The sequence below is a fragment of the Streptomyces sp. NPDC001157 genome (genome assembly GCF_053598255.1).
The window spans coordinates 176,926-193,184 of record NZ_JBSFJW010000006.1 but is presented as its reverse complement, the minus strand read 5'-3'; the positions used below and the strand labels follow the sequence as shown (position 1 = coordinate 193,184).

Below are 16,259 nucleotides of genomic sequence, written 5' to 3'. Positions count from 1 at the left end.
GCCCCTGATGACCCACCCGTCCGACACGGGTCCGGCCCCGGTGCTGGCGCTCGAGGACATCTCGAAGTCCTTCGGCGCGGTGCGCGCCCTGCGGGACGTCTCCCTGGAGTTGTTCCCCGGCGAGGTGCACGCACTCGCCGGAGAGAACGGCGCGGGCAAGTCGACCCTGATCAAGACCCTTGCCGGTGTGCACCGGCCCGACGCCGGCCGGGTGCTGCTCGATGGTGAGCCCGTCGTCTTCCACGGGCCCGGCGACGCCCGCGACGCCGGCATCGCCGTCATCTACCAGGAGCCCACGCTCTTTCCCGACCTTTCGATCGCAGAGAACATCTTCATGGGCCGCCAGCCCCGGCGCGCCCTCGGCCGTATCGACCACAAGGCCACCCACGCCGCGACCCTGGCCCTGATGCGGCGTCTCGGCGTCGAGCTCGACCCCGACCGCCCGGCCCGCGGCCTGTCCATCGCCGACCAGCAGATCGTCGAGATCGCCAAGGCCCTCTCCTTCGAAGCCCGCGTCCTGATCATGGACGAGCCGACCGCCGCCCTCACCGGCAGTGAGGTCGCCCGTCTCTTCGGCGTCGTACGCACCCTGCGCGAACAGGGCGCCGCGGTGCTGTTCATCTCGCACCGACTGGAGGAGATCTTCGAGATCTGCCGGCGGGTCACCACCCTGCGCGACGGCGCCTGGGTCTCCAGCGAGCCGATCGAGGGCATGACCGAGGATGACCTCGTGCGGCGCATGGTCGGCCGCGACCTCGACGAGCTGTACCCCAAGCAGGCCGTCAAGCCCGGCCAAGTCGCCCTCAGCGTAAGGCGGTTGACTCGCGAGGGCGTCTTCACCGACGTCTCCTTCGATGTGCGGCACGGCGAGATCGTCGGCCTCGCGGGACTTGTCGGCGCGGGCCGTACGGAGGTGGCCCGAGCCGTCTTCGGCATCGACCGCTGGGACGCCGGCGAGGTCGAGGTCCATGGGCGCAAGCTCACCAACGGCGCCCCCTCCACCGCCATGGCCGCCGGGCTGGCCCTCGTCCCCGAGGACCGGCGCGCCCAGGGCCTGGTGATGGACATGTCCATCGAACGCAATATCGGCCTGACCGGTCTGCGCACCACCGTCAGGGCGGGCCTCGTCGACCGCGGCGCCGAACGCAGCCGCTCACTCGACTGGGCCGTCAAGCTCCGGGTCAAATACGCCCGGATCGCCGATACGGTCAACACCCTGTCCGGTGGCAATCAGCAGAAGGTGGTCCTCGCCAAGTGGCTCGCCACCGGCCCGCGGGTGCTGATCGTCGACGAGCCCACCCGCGGCATCGACGTCGGCACCAAGGCCGAGGTGCACCGGCTGCTCAGCGAGCTGGCCGCCGACGGCGTGGCCGTCCTGATGATCTCCTCCGACCTGCCCGAGATCCTCGGCATGGCCGACCGCGTGCTCGTCATGCACGAGGGGCGCCTCACCGCCGAGATCCCACGCGCCGAAGCCACCGAGGAAACCGTGATGGCCGCAGCCACCGGGAGGGCCGCCGCATGACGGTGACCACCCCCGACAAAACCCCTGTCGCCGAGGTGCCCAGATCCAGCGGCACCCGGCTCGTCGACCGCGTCTTCAAGATGCGCGAACTCGCCATCCTGCTCGTCTTCCTGGTGATGATCGGCATCACGCAGGCGGGCAACAGCGAGTTCCTGTCCGAGCAGGGCATCAAGGACCTGCTCCTCAACGCCACCATCCTGGTGCTGGTCGCCACCGGCCAGTCCCTGGTGGTGATCACGAGGAACGTCGACCTGTCGGTCGGCTCGACCCTCGGCATCAGCGCCTTCGCCGCCGGCGACCATCTGCACGGCGGCGGTAACTCGGTCATCGCCATTCTGCTGGCGGTGCTGCTGGGCGTGGGCTTCGGCCTGCTCAACGGCCTGCTCGTCAGCCTCGGCCAGGTGCCCGCACTCGTCGTCACCCTCGGCACGCTCTACATCATCCGCGGCGTCGACTCCATCTGGGTCGGCTCCCGCCAGATCACTGCGGCCGACCTGCCGGGCGGCTTCGTGGACTTCGGCTCCGGCGGTCTCTCCGCCGTGCCGTGGCTGGCGCTGATCGCCCTGGCGGTGCTGGTGGCGACGGCGTACTACCTCAAGCACTTCGGCAGCGGCCGCGAGCTGTACGCCCTGGGCTCCAACCCGGAGGCCGCCAGGCTCGCCGGCATCCCCGTCCGCAAGCGGATCCTGGCCGCGTACACCTTCTGCGGCGGTCTCGCGGGCCTCGCCGGCGCGATGTACCTGGCCCGGTTCGGCAACGTGGACTCCGGGACCGGCAACGGCTACGAACTCACCGTCGTCAGCGCGGTCGTGGTCGGCGGTGTCGTCTTCACGGGCGGCTCCGGCAGTGTCTACGGGGCGGCGCTGGGCGCCCTGCTGCTGACCTCCGTCAACAGCGTGCTGCCCGCCCTCGGCGTCAGCTCCGTGTGGGTGCTCGCCATCAACGGCATCCTGCTCATCCTCGCCATCGCGGTCGACCGGGTCGTCGCGCTGCGCGTGGCCTCCGCCCTGAAGAAGAGGAACGCCCGCCATGCCTGAGTCCCTGACGCGCGCGGTCCGCTGGGACACGGTCGTCGGCGCGCTCCTCGTCGTCCTGTTGCTGCTGTCGTTCAGTACGGTCGACGGCTTCGGCAACGCCCTGAACCTGTCGTTCCTGATCGGCAACACCCTGCCGATCGCCCTGATCGCCCTGCCGATGACGCTGCTGGTCGTCTCCGGTGAGATCGACCTGTCCGTCGCCTCGACGGCCGGCCTCTCGGGTGCCGTGATGGGCAAGCTGTGGAACGACGGCATGGCCATCGAGACGATCATTCCGTTGTGCCTGCTGCTGGGCGTGGTGTGCGGGCTCGTCAACGGGCTCCTCGTCACCCGGCTCGGACTGCCCTCCCTCGCCGTCACCATCGGCACCCTCGCCGCCTACCGGGGCATCGCACAGATCGTGCTCGGCTCCGACGCGGTGACCGACTTCCCCACCCAGTACCTGGACTTCGCGGCCGGACGCATCGGGAACACCTTCATCCCGCAGGCCTTCCTGCCCTTCCTGGCACTGCTCGCCATCGCAGTGGTCGTCCTGCACGCCACCCCGTTCGGACGCTCGCTGTTCGCGATCGGCGCGAACGAGGAGGCGGCACGGTTCGCCGGGATCCGGGTCAGGCGGCACAAGTTGATCCTGTTCACCGTGACGGGGCTGATGGCCTCCCTCACCGGGATCTTCTGGGCCCTGCACTACGCCAGTGCCCGCTACGACAACGCCACCGGTCTCGAACTCTCCGTCGTCGCCGCCGTGTTGCTCGGCGGCATCGACTTCGACGGCGGCAAGGGCACGCTCGGCGGTGCGGTTGCCGGAGTCTTCCTGCTCGGCGCCCTGCAGAACGTGATGAGTCTGCTCAATGTTTCCGCGCAGTCGCAGATCGTCGTCACGGGTGCGTTGCTCGTTGTCTCCGTGCTCGGGCCGCGAGTCGCACGCCAGATTTCCATCGCGAGGGCGGCTCGCTCCGCCGGATAGGTCATTTGTTGGCTGCGGGCCGGATGTGGCCGGTCGCGCAGTTCCCCGCGCCCCTAACGGGGCGTTCCACTCACCTCTCGTAAGAAGGACCCCGTCATGCGCAAGTCGTCCCTCCGCCATGCCTGTGCGGCGCTCGCCGCCGGAACCTCCCTCGCTCTCGCCCTCACCGCGTGCGGCGGTACCACCAAGAACAACTCCAAGAGTGACGACGCGGCGGCCACCTCGACCGCCAAGGCCGACCCCAACGCCGCCCTCAAGAAGGGCCTGACCGTCGGCTTCCTGCCCAAGCAGGTCAACAACCCGTACTTCACCTCCGCCGACAAGGGCGGCGAGAAGGCCCTCACCGAGCTGGGCGGCAAGTACAAGGAGGTCGGCCCCTCCAGCGCCACCGACACCGCCGGTCAGGTCTCCTACGTCAACACGCTCACCCAGCAGCAGGTCAACGCGATGGCCGTGTCCGCGCAGGACCCGGGCGCCCTGTGCACCGCGCTCAAGCAGGCCATGAAGAACAACATCAAGGTCGTCACCTACGACTCCGACACCAAGCCCGACTGCCGCAACGCCTTCGTCTCGCAGGCCTCCGCCGAGGACCTGGGCCGTACCGAGGTGCAGCTGCTGGCACAGCAGATCGGCTACAAGGGCGAGATCGCGATCCTGTCCGCCGCGCAGACCGCGACGAACCAGAACGTGTGGATCGACTTCATGAAGAAGGAGCTGGCGGACCCGAAGTACAAGAACATCAAGCTGGTCAAGATCGCCTACGGCAACGACGACGCCCAGCAGTCCTTCCAGCAGACCCAGGGGCTGCTCCAGCAGTACCCGAACCTGAAGGGGATCATCTCCCCGACCACGGTGGGCATCAAGGCGGCCGCCCAGTACCTGTCCGGGTCCAAGTACAAGGGCAAGGTCAGGCTGACCGGCCTCGGCACCCCGAACGACATGCGCAAGTACGTCAAGAACGGCACCGTCGAGGGCTTCGAGCTGTGGAACCCGGCGAAGCTCGGCGACCTGGCCGCCCGTACCGCCGTCGCGCTGGCCTCCGGTCAGATCACCGGCAAGGAGGGCGAGACCTTCAAGGCCGGCTCCACCGAGTACACCATCGGCAAGGACGGCGTGATCACCCTCGGCAAGCCGACCGTGTTCAACGCCAAGAACATCGACCAGTTCAACTTCTGAGCCCCTTCCACCCCTGCGGGAGCCGGTACTTCATGCAGCGCGTCTGTTTCCTCCTCAAGGTCCGCGAGGACAAGCTCGCCGAGTACCGCGAACGCCATGCCGCCGTGTGGCCGGAGATGCTCGAAGCGCTCTCCGCCAACGGCTGGCACAACTACTCCCTCTTCCTGCGCGACGACGGCCTGCTCGTCGGCTACCTGGAGACCGACGACTTCGAGGCCGCGATCGCCGGCATGGAGGCCACCGAGGTCAACGCCCGCTGGCAGGCCGAGATGGCGCCGTTCTTCGAGTCGCTGGACGGCGCCCGGCCCGACGAGGCCATGAAACCGCTCACCGAGGTCTTCCACCTCGCTTGATCTCCTCCTCGCCTTCGCTGGAGCCGCTCATGAGAAGACGTACCGCGCTCGCGACCGCCATACTTGCGGCCGTGGCAACGCCGGGCACCGCACGGGCCGCCGATACCGGCCCCTCCGTCAGCAAGAAGGGCACCACCCAACTCGACGGGCAGGCCGTCTTCTTCGTCTCCTACGACGGGCTGGTCAACAACAACTCGTTCCAGAAGAACGGCCTGTTCACGTACAAGGACCACCAGTACGCGGCCTGGTACACCTCCACCGGCAACGCCGTGGTCGGTCGGCGCGTGCTCGGCGGGAGCAACTGGTCGACCGTGACGCTGTCGCATGTCCTCAAGACCAGCGACTCCCACAACGTCATCTCCATGGGCGTCTCCAAGGTCGACGGCCGCCTGCACCTCAACATGGACTCCCACAGCGACGGCTACTTCTACGTGAAGTCGATCGCCGGGCTCCTCGACAACCCGGCGACCACGTCCTGGACCTCGTCCGTCTTCGGCGCGGTGCAGACCTCGCTCGACGGTCTCGCGCTCACCTCGCAGTTCACCTACCCGCAGTTCCTCTCGACCCCCGAGGGCAGGCTCCAGCTCAGCTACCGGGTCGGGATCTCCGGAAACGGCCGCAACGCCCTTGCCGAGTACGACGGTTCGACGTGGACGGCACTGGGGGAGTGGTCCAGCTCCACGGGCACCTACACCAGCTCGCACGGCTCCTCGACCGCCCGCAACATGTACCTGCACGGCATCGACTACGACGTGAACGGCCGCCTGCACTCCTTCTTCACCTGGCGTGAGCAGAACGCCGCCGTCATGTGCGACAGCGGCGGCATCACCAATCACGACACCGGCTACGTCTACTCCACCGACCGCGGCCGCACCTGGCGCAACGACGCCGGCACCGTCGTAGGCACCACCGGCAGCTCCGACACGGTGGCCGTCACGGACAGCGGACTGGTCGTCGACTCGCTCAACCCCGACCACTCGCTGATGAACCAGGAGAGCCAGTTCACCGACTCCTCCGGCCTCCCGCACGCGATCATCAGCTACGTCCCCGGCCGCTTCGGCCAGTGCACCACCGACTACGTCGCCGACCGCACCGCAGGCGGCCGCGCTTTCCACCTCCGCAAGAACTCCTCCGGCACCTGGCAGAAGACCGAGATCCCCGTCGCGCTGGGCTCCAGCCAGCGCACCAAGCTGGTCCTGGACAAGTACGACAACGCGTACGCGATCTTCCCCTTCGGCCGGATCGCCGGCGCCTCGAAGGCCTCCGGGTACACGGACTGGACGCTGCTGTACGACGGCAGCGACCTGAACGCCTTCGGCGAGGTCGTGATCGACGAGCTGCGGGTCAGGGCGGACAACGTCCTGTCGTTCATGTACCAGGAGAAGTCGAGCGGTACGACCCCCTCGGCACTCCACGTCGTCGACTTCGCACTGCCCGTGTGACCGGGCATGATGCGCCGAACGATGACGGTAATGTGAAGGCCTTCCGGCCTAATCACGTCCCTCTGGAGGTCCCTGCCCGATGAGCCAGTCGGTGGGTATCAAGGACGTCGCCCGCGCCGCCGGAGTCTCCGTCGGCACGGTGTCGAACGTGATCAACCGTCCGGACACGGTCGCCACGGAGACCCGGGCGCGGGTGCTGTCCGCGATCGACCGGCTCGGCTACGTCCGCAGCGAGTCCGCGCGCCAGCTGCGCGCGGGCCGGAGCCGGATCATGGGGCTGCTCGTCCTGGACATGGGCAACCCGTTCTTCGTCGATGTCGCGCGCGGCGCCGAGCGTGCCGCACGTGACGCAGGGCTCGGCGTCATGGTCTGCAACAGCGCCCAGAGCGCGGGCGAGGAGGCCGAGTACCTCTCGCTCTTCGCCGAGCAGCGGGTGCGGGGCGTGCTGCTGACGCCCGCCGACGCGACCGGCCGCAACATCGAGACGTTCCGGCGGCACAACATTCCCTTCGTCCTCGTCGACCGGGTCGCAGAGGGCACGACCGAGTGCTCCGTCTCCGTCGACGACGTGGCGGGCGGCGCCCTGGCCGTGCGCCATCTCGTCGACGCCGGGCACCGCACCATCGCCTACGTCAGCGGCCCGCCCGGCCTGAACCAGGTGCGCGACCGCCGCACGGGCGCCCTGAACGCCCTCGCCGAGGCCGGCCTCGGACCGGAGTGCCTGCGCGAACTGCCGACCGAACGCCTCGATGTGGCCGCCGGCCGTGACGCCGGCGCCCGCCTGCTCGGCCTCGCCGACCGGCCCACCGCCGTCTTCTGCGCCAACGACCTCCTGGCCCTCGGCGTCCTGCAGGCCATGTACGCGGCCGGTATAACGGTCCCCGACGACCTCGCCATCGTCGGCTACGACGACATCGAGTTCGCAGCCGCCGCGGCCGTCCCGCTCACCTCGGTCCGCCAGCCCGCCGTCACCATGGGGGCCCTCGCCGCCGAGCTGCTGCTGGAGGAGACGGAGGCGGAAAACGGGACCAAGCGACACGAGCATCGGCGTGTCGTACTCCAGCCGGAGCTTGTCGTACGACGCTCCAGCCTGTCCGCCCGCTGATCGCCAGGTCAGTAAGTTTTCATGATCCAGGGAGTCCGCCGCCGGACGAACATGTGGTGAAGTGGGACGCGGCCAGAAACCCGTCCGTCCCTGGAGACCCGTTGACCGCCACCTACCGCCAGCCCGGCGTCGTCCTCACCGACCGCCACTTCACCGTGCCCCTCGACCACGACGACCCGGCGGGGGAGACGATCGACCTCTACGCACGTGAGGTCGTCGCCAGCGACAAGGCCCAGCAGAACCTGCCGTGGCTGGTCTACCTCCAGGGCGGCCCCGGCTTCGGAGCGAACCGCTTCGTGGGCAGGCAGTCCTGGCTGGGCCGCGCCCTCAAGGAGTACCGCGTCCTCCTCCTCGACCAGCGCGGCACCGGCCACTCCACACCCGCCAACCGCCAGACCCTCCCGCTGCGCGGCGGCCCCGCCCAACAGGCCGACTACCTGGCGCACTTCCGGGCCGACGCGATCGTCCGCGACTGCGAGGCGATCCGCACCCAGGTCACCGGCGGCGCCCGCTGGACGGTCCTCGGCCAGAGCTTCGGCGGCTTCTGCACCGTGCACTACCTCTCCAGCGCCCCCGAGGGCCTCGCCGCCGCCGTGATCACCGGCGGCCTGCCCTCCCTCCACGCGCACGCCGACGACGTCTACCGCGCCGCCTACCCCCGCGTCGAACGCAAGGTCACCGCCCACTACGCCCGCTACCCCCAGGACGTCGAACGCGCCCGCCGTATCGCCGACCACCTCCTCAGCCACGAGGTCACCCTCCCGAACGGCTACCGCCTCACCGCCGAGGCCTTCCAGTCCCTCGGCATCGTCCTCGGCGGCAGCGAGGGCAGCCACCGCCTGCACTACCTCCTGGAACACGCCTTCGTCCGCACCCCCCTGGGCCCGGCCCTCTCCGACGCGTTCCAGGAGGAGGCCCAGGGCCTCCTGTCCTATGCGAGCCACCCCCTCTACGCCCTCGTCCACGAGGCGATCTACGGCCAGGACGAGCGCCCCACCGCCTGGTCGGCCGAACGCGTCCGCGCCGAGTTCCCGCAGTTCGACGCCGCCAAGACCCTCGCGGGCGACGGCCCGCTCCTGTTCACCGGCGAGTCCGTCCACCCCTGGATGTTCGACTGCGACCCGGCGCTGCGCCCCCTGCGCGAGACCGCCGACCTGCTCGCCGCCCGCACCGACTGGCCGCCCCTCTACGACCCCGCGCGCCTCGTAGTCAACGAGATCCCGGTCGCGGCGGCCGTCTACCATGACGACATGTACGTCGACACCACCCACGCCCTAGAGACCGCCCGCACCGTCCGGGGCCTGCGGACCTGGGTGACCGACGAGTTCGAGCACGACGGGGTACGGGCGGGCGGGCCGCGGGTGCTGGACCGGCTGCTGGCGCTGACACGCGACGAGGCATGAAACTCACCGGGAGTGATGTCGGTGTCACGCATTAGTCTTCGACCATGACCGAGCCGAAGATCACCGAGTTGCAGCCCATGCCTGCCGACTGGCAGCGCGCCCTCGCGGTCGTCGCGCACCCGGACGACCTCGAGTACGGGTGCTCGGCGGCCGTCGCCGCCTGGACCGACGAGGGCCGCGAGGTCGCATACGTACTGGCCACGCGCGGTGAGGCGGGCATCGACACCCTGGAGCCCGCGAAATGCGGTCCCCAGCGCGAGCGGGAGCAGCGCGCGAGCGCGGCCGTCGTGGGGGTGACGCAGGTGGAGTTCCTCGACCACAAGGACGGCGTGATCGAGTACGGCACCGCCCTGCGCCGCGACATCGCCGCCGCGATCCGCCGGCACCGGCCCGAGCTGGTGATCACCCTCAACCACCGGGACACCTGGGGTGGCATCGCCTGGAACACCCCGGACCACGTCGCCGTCGGCCGCGCCACGCTCGACGCGGCGGGCGACGCCGGCAACCGGTGGATCTTCCCCGAGCTCCTCGAACAGGGCCTGGAGCCCTGGAACGGCGTCCGCTGGGTCGCCGTCGCAGGCTCCGCCTCGCCCACGCACGCGGCGGACGCCTCCGCCGGGCTGGAGCGCGCGGTGCACTCGCTGCTCGAACACCGCAGCTACATCAAGGCGTTGACCGACGAGGACCCGGAGACGTACGTCCGCGGATTCCTGACGGCGCACGCCACGGCGACGGGGGAGCGGTTCGGGGGCCGGCCCGCGGTCGCGTTCGAGGTCTTCAACCGATAGGCACAGCCGACGACATGGGGGAGCACATGAACGGCACGGACGTACTGGCCGACCGGTTCGAGGAACACCGCGGCCATCTCAAGGCGGTCGCCTACCGCATGCTCGGTTCGGTCGCCGAGGCGGAGGACGCCGTCCAGGAGAGCTGGCTGAAGCTGAGCCGCAGCGACACGGATGAGATCCACAACCTCGGCGGCTGGCTGACCACCGTGGTCGGACGGGTCTGTCTCGACATGCTGCGCTCCCGGGCCTCGCGTCGTGAGGATCCCATCGACGAGACGTTCGTGCCCGATCCCGTGATCAGACCCCTGTCGCAGATCGACCCCGAACAGGAGGTCCTGCAGGCCGACTCGGTGGGGCTGGCGCTGCTGGTGGTGCTGGAGACACTGGAACCCGCCGAGCGGCTGGCGTTCGTGCTGCACGACATGTTCGCCGTGCCGTTCGACGACATCGCGCCGATCGTGGAGCGCAGTTCGGCGGCGACCAGACAGCTGGCCAGCCGGGCCCGGCGCCGGGTGCGGGGCGCCACGCCGTCCTCGGAACCCGACCTCGGCAGACAGCGGCAGGTCGTCGACGCCTTCATGGCGGCCGCCCGCGCCGGTGACTTCGAGGCGCTGGTCGCGGTGCTCCATCCCGACGTGGTGCTGCGGGCCGACTCCGGTGCGCTGGTCGGGGGCGCCGCCGCCTCCAAGACGGTGCGCGGCGCGAAGCCGGTGGCCGAACAGGCGCTGCTGTTCCGGCAGTTCGCGCAGTTCGCGCGGGTGGTGCTGGTCAACGGGGAGATCGGCGTCGTCAACGCGCCCGAGGGGCGGCCGCTGTCGGTGATGGGCGTCACCGTCGCCGACGGCCGGATTGTGGCCCTGAACATCCTGGCCGACCCGGAGCGGCTCGCCCGCCTGGACCTCGGCGCGTTCGACTGAGGGTCAGGCGGCCACGGCCAGCGGACGAAGGGTGCGGTGCGGGTCCACGACCCGCCCGTCCGGCAGCAGTTCGCCGGTGTCGTCGAACACGATCGTCCCGTTGCACAACAGGCTCCAGCCCTGTTCGGGATGGGCCGACACGATCACGGCGCTGTGGTGGTGCGGGCTGTCTGCGGTGGGGCATTGTGGCCGGTGACTGCACATGGTCTCTCTCCTCGATCCGTCTGGCTCCCGCCTGAAGTGGGCTCGTATCTGTGATAGCCGAGCTTGTTTTCCGTTGAATGAGGAGACCCCCACAGCACCGGAAACTCATCGGTGAGGTTCGGTTTCCGGCAGGCCGATTCCGGCGGGATCCGTGGCTGAGCCTCTGTCACACCCGCGTGGGAGCGTGGGACATGGACGAGCGGTGCGTGTCGAGCCGAAGGGGGCCGCGTCATGGCCGACGTCGATTCGCAGTTCCTGCGTGGCCTGTTCGACGAGGAGGGCAGTCTGCACACCGCGGGCCGCACGGCGCTGTACCGGCTGTACGGCCTGGAAGGGCTGCTTTATGTCGGCATCTCGATCTCGCCCCTCACCCGCGTGCGCACGCATCTTCGGGAGCAGCCATGGGCGTCGCAGGTCGTCGGGATACGGATCGAGTACCCGGCCGACGCGGAGGCTGCCGAACGCGAGGCCGTCTGGACCGAGCGCCCCAAGTACAACGTGATCTTCAACGGCCAGAGCCCACCTGCTCCGCCGGACCGAGCAGCGCGCCTCAGGACCGAACTCGCCCTCGAACGAAGGCGATTGGAGGAACTCGAGTCGACCGTGCCCGAGTCGTCGGCTCACCTGCGGCTCATGGCCCGCGGCATCAAGGCGAAGCAGGCGAAGATCGCGAAGCTGGTCGAGGGCCTACGGAACATGGAGAAGATCGAGAAGGCCGAGAACACCGAAGCCGTACGTCACCACGGACCGAACCGGGGCAAGCGGTTGGGGTCATGACCGCCGCAGCCTGCAGCCGTCCGTAGACCTCGACCAAGTCGTCGGGCGCCGCCGGGAGTTGCCTCGATATGGTGTCGGCGGTGTCAGGAGCGTCAGGAGAGATCAGTGCACGACGACGAACAGCCGCTGTCGGGCGGGAACGTCAGCGACGGCGTCGTTCGCGTCGGCGACACCGTCCGCCGGCCTGCCGGGCCCTGGACGCCCTCGGTGCACGCTCTGCTCACGCACCTGCACGAGGTCGGCTTCCGTGCGGCACCGCGCCCCCTCGGGATGGACGAACAGGGGCGTGAGGTGCTGACTTTCGTGCCGGGCGATGTGATCTGGCCCGACCGGTTTGCCCTGGTGGAGCCGGCAGCGGGGCTGGTCCGAGTGGCCCGGCTGATCCGGGATTTCCACGACGCCGTAAAGGACTTCAGGCCGCCGGCTGACGCATGCTGGCAGGTGCTCGTTCCCGCCGAGGGCACCGACATCATCGCCCACCAGGACCTGGCGCCGTGGAACCTCGTGGTCGGCGGCGAGAAGGAGTGGGCCTTCATCGACTGGGACACGGCCGCCCCCGGCTCCCGCCTATGGGACGTCGCCTACGCCGTCCGCGGCTTCGTGCCCCTGTCCGCCCATCCCGACTGGCAGAGCCCCGACGCCGCCGCCCGCCTGCGCCTCTTCGCGGACGCCTACGGACTCGACGAGACCGAACGGCGCGCCCTCGTACCGATGCTGGGTCGCCGTACCCGAGCCATGCACGACTTCCTGCGAGAGCAGTCGCGCCGGGGGAATCAGCCGTGGGCGAGGCTCTGGGCGGAGGGCCACGGGGACGCGTGGCGTGGGGATGCCGAATACATCGAAGAGCGGCAGGAGCAGTGGGAGCGAGCACTGCTGTCCGGCTGACCGTCGTACTGGGGGCTTCCCGGGCGGCCGCCGCTCGTCATCCCGCCGTGCCGAGATCCGCTGTGAACCAGTGCTCGGGCCGCATACGGACCACGACGTGATCGGCGAGTTGGGCCTCGGCGAAGGCCACGAACTCGTCGAGTGCCGTCCCCGAGAGGTAGCGGCGGGCCATCTCACGGTGGAGCGCGCCGCTGCCCTCGGCCACCTCGGCGACCGGTCCTTCGACCGAGACGTACCGGGTGGTCGGCTCCGTGCGCTGGACCATCAGGCTGAAGCGGCCCGCCGCTTTGATCAGCCTCATCTTTCGGGAGTCCGCGCCGGTGAGGATCCACGGCAGACCGCCGGGCTCGTAGGCGTACCAGATCGGCACGACCAACGGGCCCCGGTCGTCACCGGCGGCGACGCCCAGCGCCGCGACATGGGGCTCAGCGAGGAAACCTTCCCGTTCTTCGCGTGAAAGTGCCATGGGACGACTGTACGTACGGCCACCGACAGCGGCCGGTCGCACCCCGTTAGGCTTGGCGTCATGCCAGATCAGACAGCCGACCGGGCGGACCTGCGCGGCGACTGCGAGCGTTGCTTCGGGCTCTGCTGTGTCGCCCTGCCCTTCGCCGCCTCCGCCGACTTCGCGATCGACAAGCCGGCCGGCACGCCCTGCCGGAACCTGCGAGAGGACCACCGCTGCGGCATCCACGCCCGCCTGCGGCAGCAGGGCTTCAGCGGCTGCACGGTCTACGACTGCTTCGGTGCGGGCCAGAAGGTCTCGCAGGTCACGTTCGGCGGCCAGGACTGGCGCACGGGCTCGCGGGCGGACGCCCGGCGCATGTTCGACGTGTTCCCGGTCGTACGGCAGCTGCACGAACTGCTCTGGTACCTCACCGAGGCCCTTGCCCTGCCCCCGGCCCGCCCGGTCCACGCCGATCTGCGTCGAGCCCTGGCGAAAACCGAGGAGCTCACCCGCCGACCCCCTGAGCAGCTGGCCGCGTTGGATGTGGGCGCGCACCGGCAGGAGGTCAATGTCCTCCTGCTGAAGACCAGCGAGCTGGTGCGTGCCGGGACCGGGGCCCGCGGCCGCAAGAAGGACCGCCGTGGCGCCGACCTGATGGGCGCCCGCCTCAAGGGCGCCGACCTGCGCGGCGCCAACCTCCGCGGCGCCTACCTGATAGCCGCCGACCTGACCGGAGCCGACCTGCGCGACGCGGACATGATCGGCGCCGACCTGCGCGACGCCGACCTCACCGACGCCGACCTGACCGGTGCCTTCTTCCTCACCCAGCCCCAGCTCAACGCCGCCCGTGGCAGTTCCGGCACCCGGCTGCCGGACTCAGTCACGCGCCCCGTGCACTGGACAGCGCAGCTCTGACGGAGCCTCGTCCAGGGCCTGTGCGGAGGAGACCCGGGCGGTGACGCTGCGCCGCTCCAGGTGCAGCCGCAGCCCCTCAGGCATCAGGGTGAGCCTCTCGGTCACCCGCAGCTGATAGCCGGGGTCGGGTCGCAGGTCGTAGCGGCGCAGCAGCAGACCGAGCACCAGCGTGGCCTCGTGCAGCGCGAACTGCCGCCCGATGCACGCCCGCGCCCCCGTCCCGAACGGCTTGAAGGTGTGCGGGGCCCGGGACCGTACGGCCTTCGGGTCGAAGCGGTCGGGGTCGAACCGCTCGGCGTCGCTGCCCCACACCTCCGGGTCGCGGTGCAGCATCGCGGTGAGGACCAGCGCCCACGCACCCCGCCGCATCGGATGGTCCCCGGCCAGCACCGTGTCCTCGCGGGCCTCCCGGGCGAAGGCCGGCGCGGTCGGCCACAGCCGCAGCGCCTCGTCCAGCACCCGGCGCACATACCGAAGCTTGGCCACCTGGTCGTAGCCGGGCACTGCCGCATCGCCCCAGACGGCGTCCACCTCGGCCCTGGCGCGGGCCGCGATCCCTGGGTTGCGGGAGAGGTAGTGCAGGGCGAAGGAGAGCGCGCCCGAGGTCGTCTCGTGGCCGGCCACCAGGAAGGTGATGACCTGGCGGCGGACGTTCTCGGCGGACAGCCGCTCCCCGGTCCCGGGGTGGGCCGTCTCCAGCATCCGGTCCAGCAGATCCCCGTCCCCGCCCTCGCCCGATGCACGACGGGCCCTGACCAGGTCGTCGACCGTGCGATTGAGATACGCGATGTCGGCCTCGTTGCGGCGCGAGGCGCTTCGCAGCAGGAAGGGTGCCAGCGGCGAGGGCACCGTGTTCAGACGCTGGGCGTACGTCAGTGTGCCCACCATCGCGGTCACGAACGGATGCAGCCGGGCCCGCTCGAAGGAACCGAAGTCGTGCCCGAACCCGGTGCGCGCGATCGTCTCCAGCGTCAGTTTGGTCATGTCACCGGGCACGTCCACCGCCCGGCCCGCCGTCAGCTCGCGGTCCCAGTGGTCGGTGAGCCGCTCGGCCACCGCCAGCATCATCGGGTGGTAGCCCTCCATCGCCTCCCTGCTGAAGCCCGGGGCGAGGACGTCGTGCGCCAGCTGCCAGTTCGGCTCGTGGTTGTACGCCGTGAACAGCGCGTCCCCGACGACCGGCCGGAGATTGGCGACCCCGAGGCCGACATGCTTGGCGAAGCGCGACTCGTCCGCCATGTCGGCAGCCGGCTCGGCGCCCCACACGAACACGAACTCCTTGCCGAACGCCTTGCGCCGGAAGATCGGTCCGAGCTGCCGCGCGTAGCGCATGGAGTCCTGGACGGGCGTGCGCCGGTCGGCGCCGAGCACATCGCCGAGCAGGGGGAGCCGGTGCGGGGGATGCGGAATGCGGTGCAGCTCGGGCCAGCCCTGTTCGGCACCCCGAAACCCCTTGGGAAGCGTGGCCTGTGTCTCCGGTCCGGCCCCCGACGTCGTCTCCGCCATGACGCGTTCTCCCTTGAATCAGCGGCAGGTTGAGCGGTTGTGCAACTGTTCGGCGCATCTGTTGTACGTGGGTTCAATAGCGGGTCCAGTCTGATCCCGCTGTTGAACCGGCGTCAAGTAAAGTGCGGGCATGGCCGCGAACCAGGGCGAGCGCACGCGCCGTCGGCTCAGCACCGAGGAGCGCAGGGAGCAGCTGCTGTCGGTCGGGGCGCGGCTGTTCTCGGAGAGCCCGTACGACGAGGTGTGGATCGAGCAGGTCGCCGAGATCGCCGGTGTGTCGCGGGGGCTGCTGTACCACTACTTCCCGACCAAGCGGGACTTCTTCGCCGCGGTCGTCGAGCGGCAGAGCGAGCGGATGCTGCGGATGACGGCGGCCGTGCCGGGTGTCCCGGCGCGCGAGCAGCTCAATGCCGGTCTCGACACGTTTCTGGAGTACGTCCACGCCCACGCCCACGGCTTCCGCGCCTTCCACCGTGCGGACGCGGCGGGGGACCAGGCCATCCGCCGGGTCTACCAGCGGGCGCTGGCCGCCCAGGAACGGCAGATCCTGGCGACGCTCGCCGCCGACCCCGAACTCGGTCCGGCCGCACAGCAGCGCCCCGACCTCCAGCTGGCCGTCCGCGGCTGGCTGGCCTTCACCACGGCCGTCTGCCTGGAGTGGCTGCGCGGTTCGGATCTGACCCGGGAGCAGGTGCGCGACCTGTGCGCCCGGGCGCTGCTGGGCGTCATCGCACCCTGAGGCATACTCGCTCCGGTCGCCCCATGGTTGGCGTGCGCCCTGATCTTCGATAGGTTAGGCAAGGCTTACCTA

17 protein-coding genes are annotated in these 16,259 nt (G+C 69.9%); 14 read left to right on the top strand and 3 right to left on the bottom strand.

Annotated elements, in window-relative coordinates:
- The first annotated feature begins 7 nt into the window (after positions 1–7).
- The 10 genes from ACWDAG_RS13460 to sigJ all read left to right on the top strand — a co-directional run bounded on the left by ACWDAG_RS13460 (position 8) and on the right by sigJ (position 10,713).
- Positions 8–1,525: a sugar ABC transporter ATP-binding protein gene (locus tag ACWDAG_RS13460; RefSeq protein ID WP_450695742.1), complete on the top strand. Its 1,518-nt coding sequence runs from the start codon at positions 8–10 to the stop codon at positions 1,523–1,525.
- Positions 1,522–2,562, top strand: coding sequence for an ABC transporter permease (locus ACWDAG_RS13455; protein WP_450695741.1), 1,041 nt, complete (start codon positions 1,522–1,524; stop codon positions 2,560–2,562). Before ACWDAG_RS13460 ends, ACWDAG_RS13455 begins: the two co-directional genes overlap by 4 nt.
- Positions 2,555–3,529, top strand: coding sequence for an ABC transporter permease (locus ACWDAG_RS13450; RefSeq protein WP_450695740.1), 975 nt, complete (start codon positions 2,555–2,557; stop codon positions 3,527–3,529). The genes ACWDAG_RS13455 and ACWDAG_RS13450 overlap by 8 nt, the downstream gene beginning before the upstream one ends.
- Before the next feature lie 96 nt (positions 3,530–3,625).
- Positions 3,626–4,705, top strand: coding sequence for a rhamnose ABC transporter substrate-binding protein (rhaS, locus tag ACWDAG_RS13445; RefSeq protein WP_450695739.1), 1,080 nt, complete (start codon positions 3,626–3,628; stop codon positions 4,703–4,705).
- 32 nt (positions 4,706–4,737) lie between these two features.
- The gene (locus ACWDAG_RS13440) at positions 4,738–5,058 is read left to right on the top strand and encodes an L-rhamnose mutarotase (protein ID WP_450695738.1); all 321 of its coding nucleotides are present in this window, start codon (positions 4,738–4,740) and stop codon (positions 5,056–5,058) included.
- Between the two features lie 29 nt (positions 5,059–5,087).
- On the top strand, positions 5,088–6,500 hold the full coding sequence (locus ACWDAG_RS13435) for a BNR repeat-containing protein (RefSeq protein ID WP_450695737.1): 1,413 nt from the start codon (positions 5,088–5,090) through the stop codon (positions 6,498–6,500).
- Between the two features lie 79 nt (positions 6,501–6,579).
- On the top strand, positions 6,580–7,605 hold the full coding sequence (locus tag ACWDAG_RS13430; RefSeq protein WP_450695736.1) for a LacI family DNA-binding transcriptional regulator: 1,026 nt from the start codon (positions 6,580–6,582) through the stop codon (positions 7,603–7,605).
- A 101-nt stretch (positions 7,606–7,706) separates the two neighbouring features.
- The gene (locus ACWDAG_RS13425; RefSeq protein WP_450695735.1) at positions 7,707–9,008 is read left to right on the top strand and encodes an alpha/beta fold hydrolase; all 1,302 of its coding nucleotides are present in this window, start codon (positions 7,707–7,709) and stop codon (positions 9,006–9,008) included.
- Positions 9,009–9,052: 44 nt separating this feature from the next.
- Positions 9,053–9,796, top strand: a complete 744-nt coding sequence (locus ACWDAG_RS13420) for a PIG-L deacetylase family protein (protein ID WP_450695734.1) — start codon at positions 9,053–9,055, stop codon at positions 9,794–9,796.
- Positions 9,797–9,822: 26 nt separating this feature from the next.
- Complete coding sequence (gene sigJ, locus ACWDAG_RS13415) at positions 9,823–10,713, top strand: RNA polymerase sigma factor SigJ (protein WP_450695974.1); 891 nt, start codon at positions 9,823–9,825, stop codon at positions 10,711–10,713.
- A 3-nt stretch (positions 10,714–10,716) separates the two neighbouring features.
- Here sigJ and ACWDAG_RS13410 read toward each other — a convergent pair whose 3' ends face one another.
- A complete protein-coding gene (locus ACWDAG_RS13410) occupies positions 10,717–10,917 on the bottom strand; it encodes a DUF5999 family protein (RefSeq protein WP_450695733.1) in 201 nt (66 codons plus the stop codon).
- Between the two features lie 231 nt (positions 10,918–11,148).
- Here ACWDAG_RS13410 and ACWDAG_RS13405 point away from each other — a divergent pair, with 231 nt between their 5' ends.
- Together ACWDAG_RS13405 and ACWDAG_RS13400 are read left to right on the top strand one after the other, a co-directional pair.
- Positions 11,149–11,694: a GIY-YIG nuclease family protein gene (locus tag ACWDAG_RS13405; protein ID WP_450695732.1), complete on the top strand. Its 546-nt coding sequence runs from the start codon at positions 11,149–11,151 to the stop codon at positions 11,692–11,694.
- A 105-nt stretch (positions 11,695–11,799) separates the two neighbouring features.
- Positions 11,800–12,579: a phosphotransferase enzyme family protein gene (locus ACWDAG_RS13400; protein WP_450695731.1), complete on the top strand. Its 780-nt coding sequence runs from the start codon at positions 11,800–11,802 to the stop codon at positions 12,577–12,579.
- Between the two features lie 37 nt (positions 12,580–12,616).
- Here the strand turns inward: ACWDAG_RS13400 and ACWDAG_RS13395 are convergent, their stop codons facing one another.
- Entirely contained in the window at positions 12,617–13,045 is a 429-nt protein-coding gene (locus ACWDAG_RS13395) for a pyridoxamine 5'-phosphate oxidase family protein (RefSeq protein ID WP_450695730.1), read from the bottom strand.
- A gap of 60 nt (positions 13,046–13,105) precedes the next feature.
- Between ACWDAG_RS13395 and ACWDAG_RS13390 the strand changes: the two genes are divergently transcribed.
- Positions 13,106–13,942: a pentapeptide repeat-containing protein gene (locus ACWDAG_RS13390; protein ID WP_450695729.1), complete on the top strand. Its 837-nt coding sequence runs from the start codon at positions 13,106–13,108 to the stop codon at positions 13,940–13,942.
- Here ACWDAG_RS13390 and ACWDAG_RS13385 read toward each other — a convergent pair.
- On the bottom strand, positions 13,904–15,448 hold the full coding sequence (locus ACWDAG_RS13385) for a cytochrome P450 (protein WP_450695728.1): 1,545 nt from the start codon (positions 15,446–15,448) through the stop codon (positions 13,904–13,906). The genes ACWDAG_RS13390 and ACWDAG_RS13385 overlap by 39 nt on opposite strands.
- A 130-nt stretch (positions 15,449–15,578) precedes the next feature.
- Here ACWDAG_RS13385 and ACWDAG_RS13380 point away from each other — a divergent pair, with 130 nt between their 5' ends.
- Positions 15,579–16,187: a TetR/AcrR family transcriptional regulator gene (locus ACWDAG_RS13380; protein WP_450695727.1), complete on the top strand. Its 609-nt coding sequence runs from the start codon at positions 15,579–15,581 to the stop codon at positions 16,185–16,187.
- Positions 16,188–16,259 lie beyond the last annotated feature (72 nt).

Bases quoted from the DNA above. Each gene is read 5' to 3' on its own strand.
- ACWDAG_RS13395 (WP_450695730.1), bottom strand. From the start codon at position 13,045: ATGGCACTTTCACGCGAAGAACGGGAAGGTTTCCTCGCTGAGCCCCAT.
- rhaS (WP_450695739.1), top strand. From the start codon at position 3,626: ATGCGCAAGTCGTCCCTCCGCCATGCCTGTGCGGCGCTCGCCGCCGGA.
- ACWDAG_RS13405 (WP_450695732.1), top strand. From the start codon at position 11,149: ATGGCCGACGTCGATTCGCAGTTCCTGCGTGGCCTGTTCGACGAGGAG.
- ACWDAG_RS13435 (WP_450695737.1), top strand. From the start codon at position 5,088: ATGAGAAGACGTACCGCGCTCGCGACCGCCATACTTGCGGCCGTGGCA.
- ACWDAG_RS13460 (WP_450695742.1), top strand. From the start codon at position 8: ATGACCCACCCGTCCGACACGGGTCCGGCCCCGGTGCTGGCGCTCGAG.
- ACWDAG_RS13385 (WP_450695728.1), bottom strand. From the start codon at position 15,448: ATGGCGGAGACGACGTCGGGGGCCGGACCGGAGACACAGGCCACGCTT.
- ACWDAG_RS13420 (WP_450695734.1), top strand. From the start codon at position 9,053: ATGACCGAGCCGAAGATCACCGAGTTGCAGCCCATGCCTGCCGACTGG.
- ACWDAG_RS13450 (WP_450695740.1), top strand. From the start codon at position 2,555: ATGCCTGAGTCCCTGACGCGCGCGGTCCGCTGGGACACGGTCGTCGGC.
- sigJ (WP_450695974.1), top strand. From the start codon at position 9,823: ATGAACGGCACGGACGTACTGGCCGACCGGTTCGAGGAACACCGCGGC.
- ACWDAG_RS13430 (WP_450695736.1), top strand. From the start codon at position 6,580: ATGAGCCAGTCGGTGGGTATCAAGGACGTCGCCCGCGCCGCCGGAGTC.
- ACWDAG_RS13390 (WP_450695729.1), top strand. From the start codon at position 13,106: ATGCCAGATCAGACAGCCGACCGGGCGGACCTGCGCGGCGACTGCGAG.
- ACWDAG_RS13410 (WP_450695733.1), bottom strand. From the start codon at position 10,917: ATGTGCAGTCACCGGCCACAATGCCCCACCGCAGACAGCCCGCACCAC.
- ACWDAG_RS13455 (WP_450695741.1), top strand. From the start codon at position 1,522: ATGACGGTGACCACCCCCGACAAAACCCCTGTCGCCGAGGTGCCCAGA.
- ACWDAG_RS13380 (WP_450695727.1), top strand. From the start codon at position 15,579: ATGGCCGCGAACCAGGGCGAGCGCACGCGCCGTCGGCTCAGCACCGAG.
- ACWDAG_RS13440 (WP_450695738.1), top strand. From the start codon at position 4,738: ATGCAGCGCGTCTGTTTCCTCCTCAAGGTCCGCGAGGACAAGCTCGCC.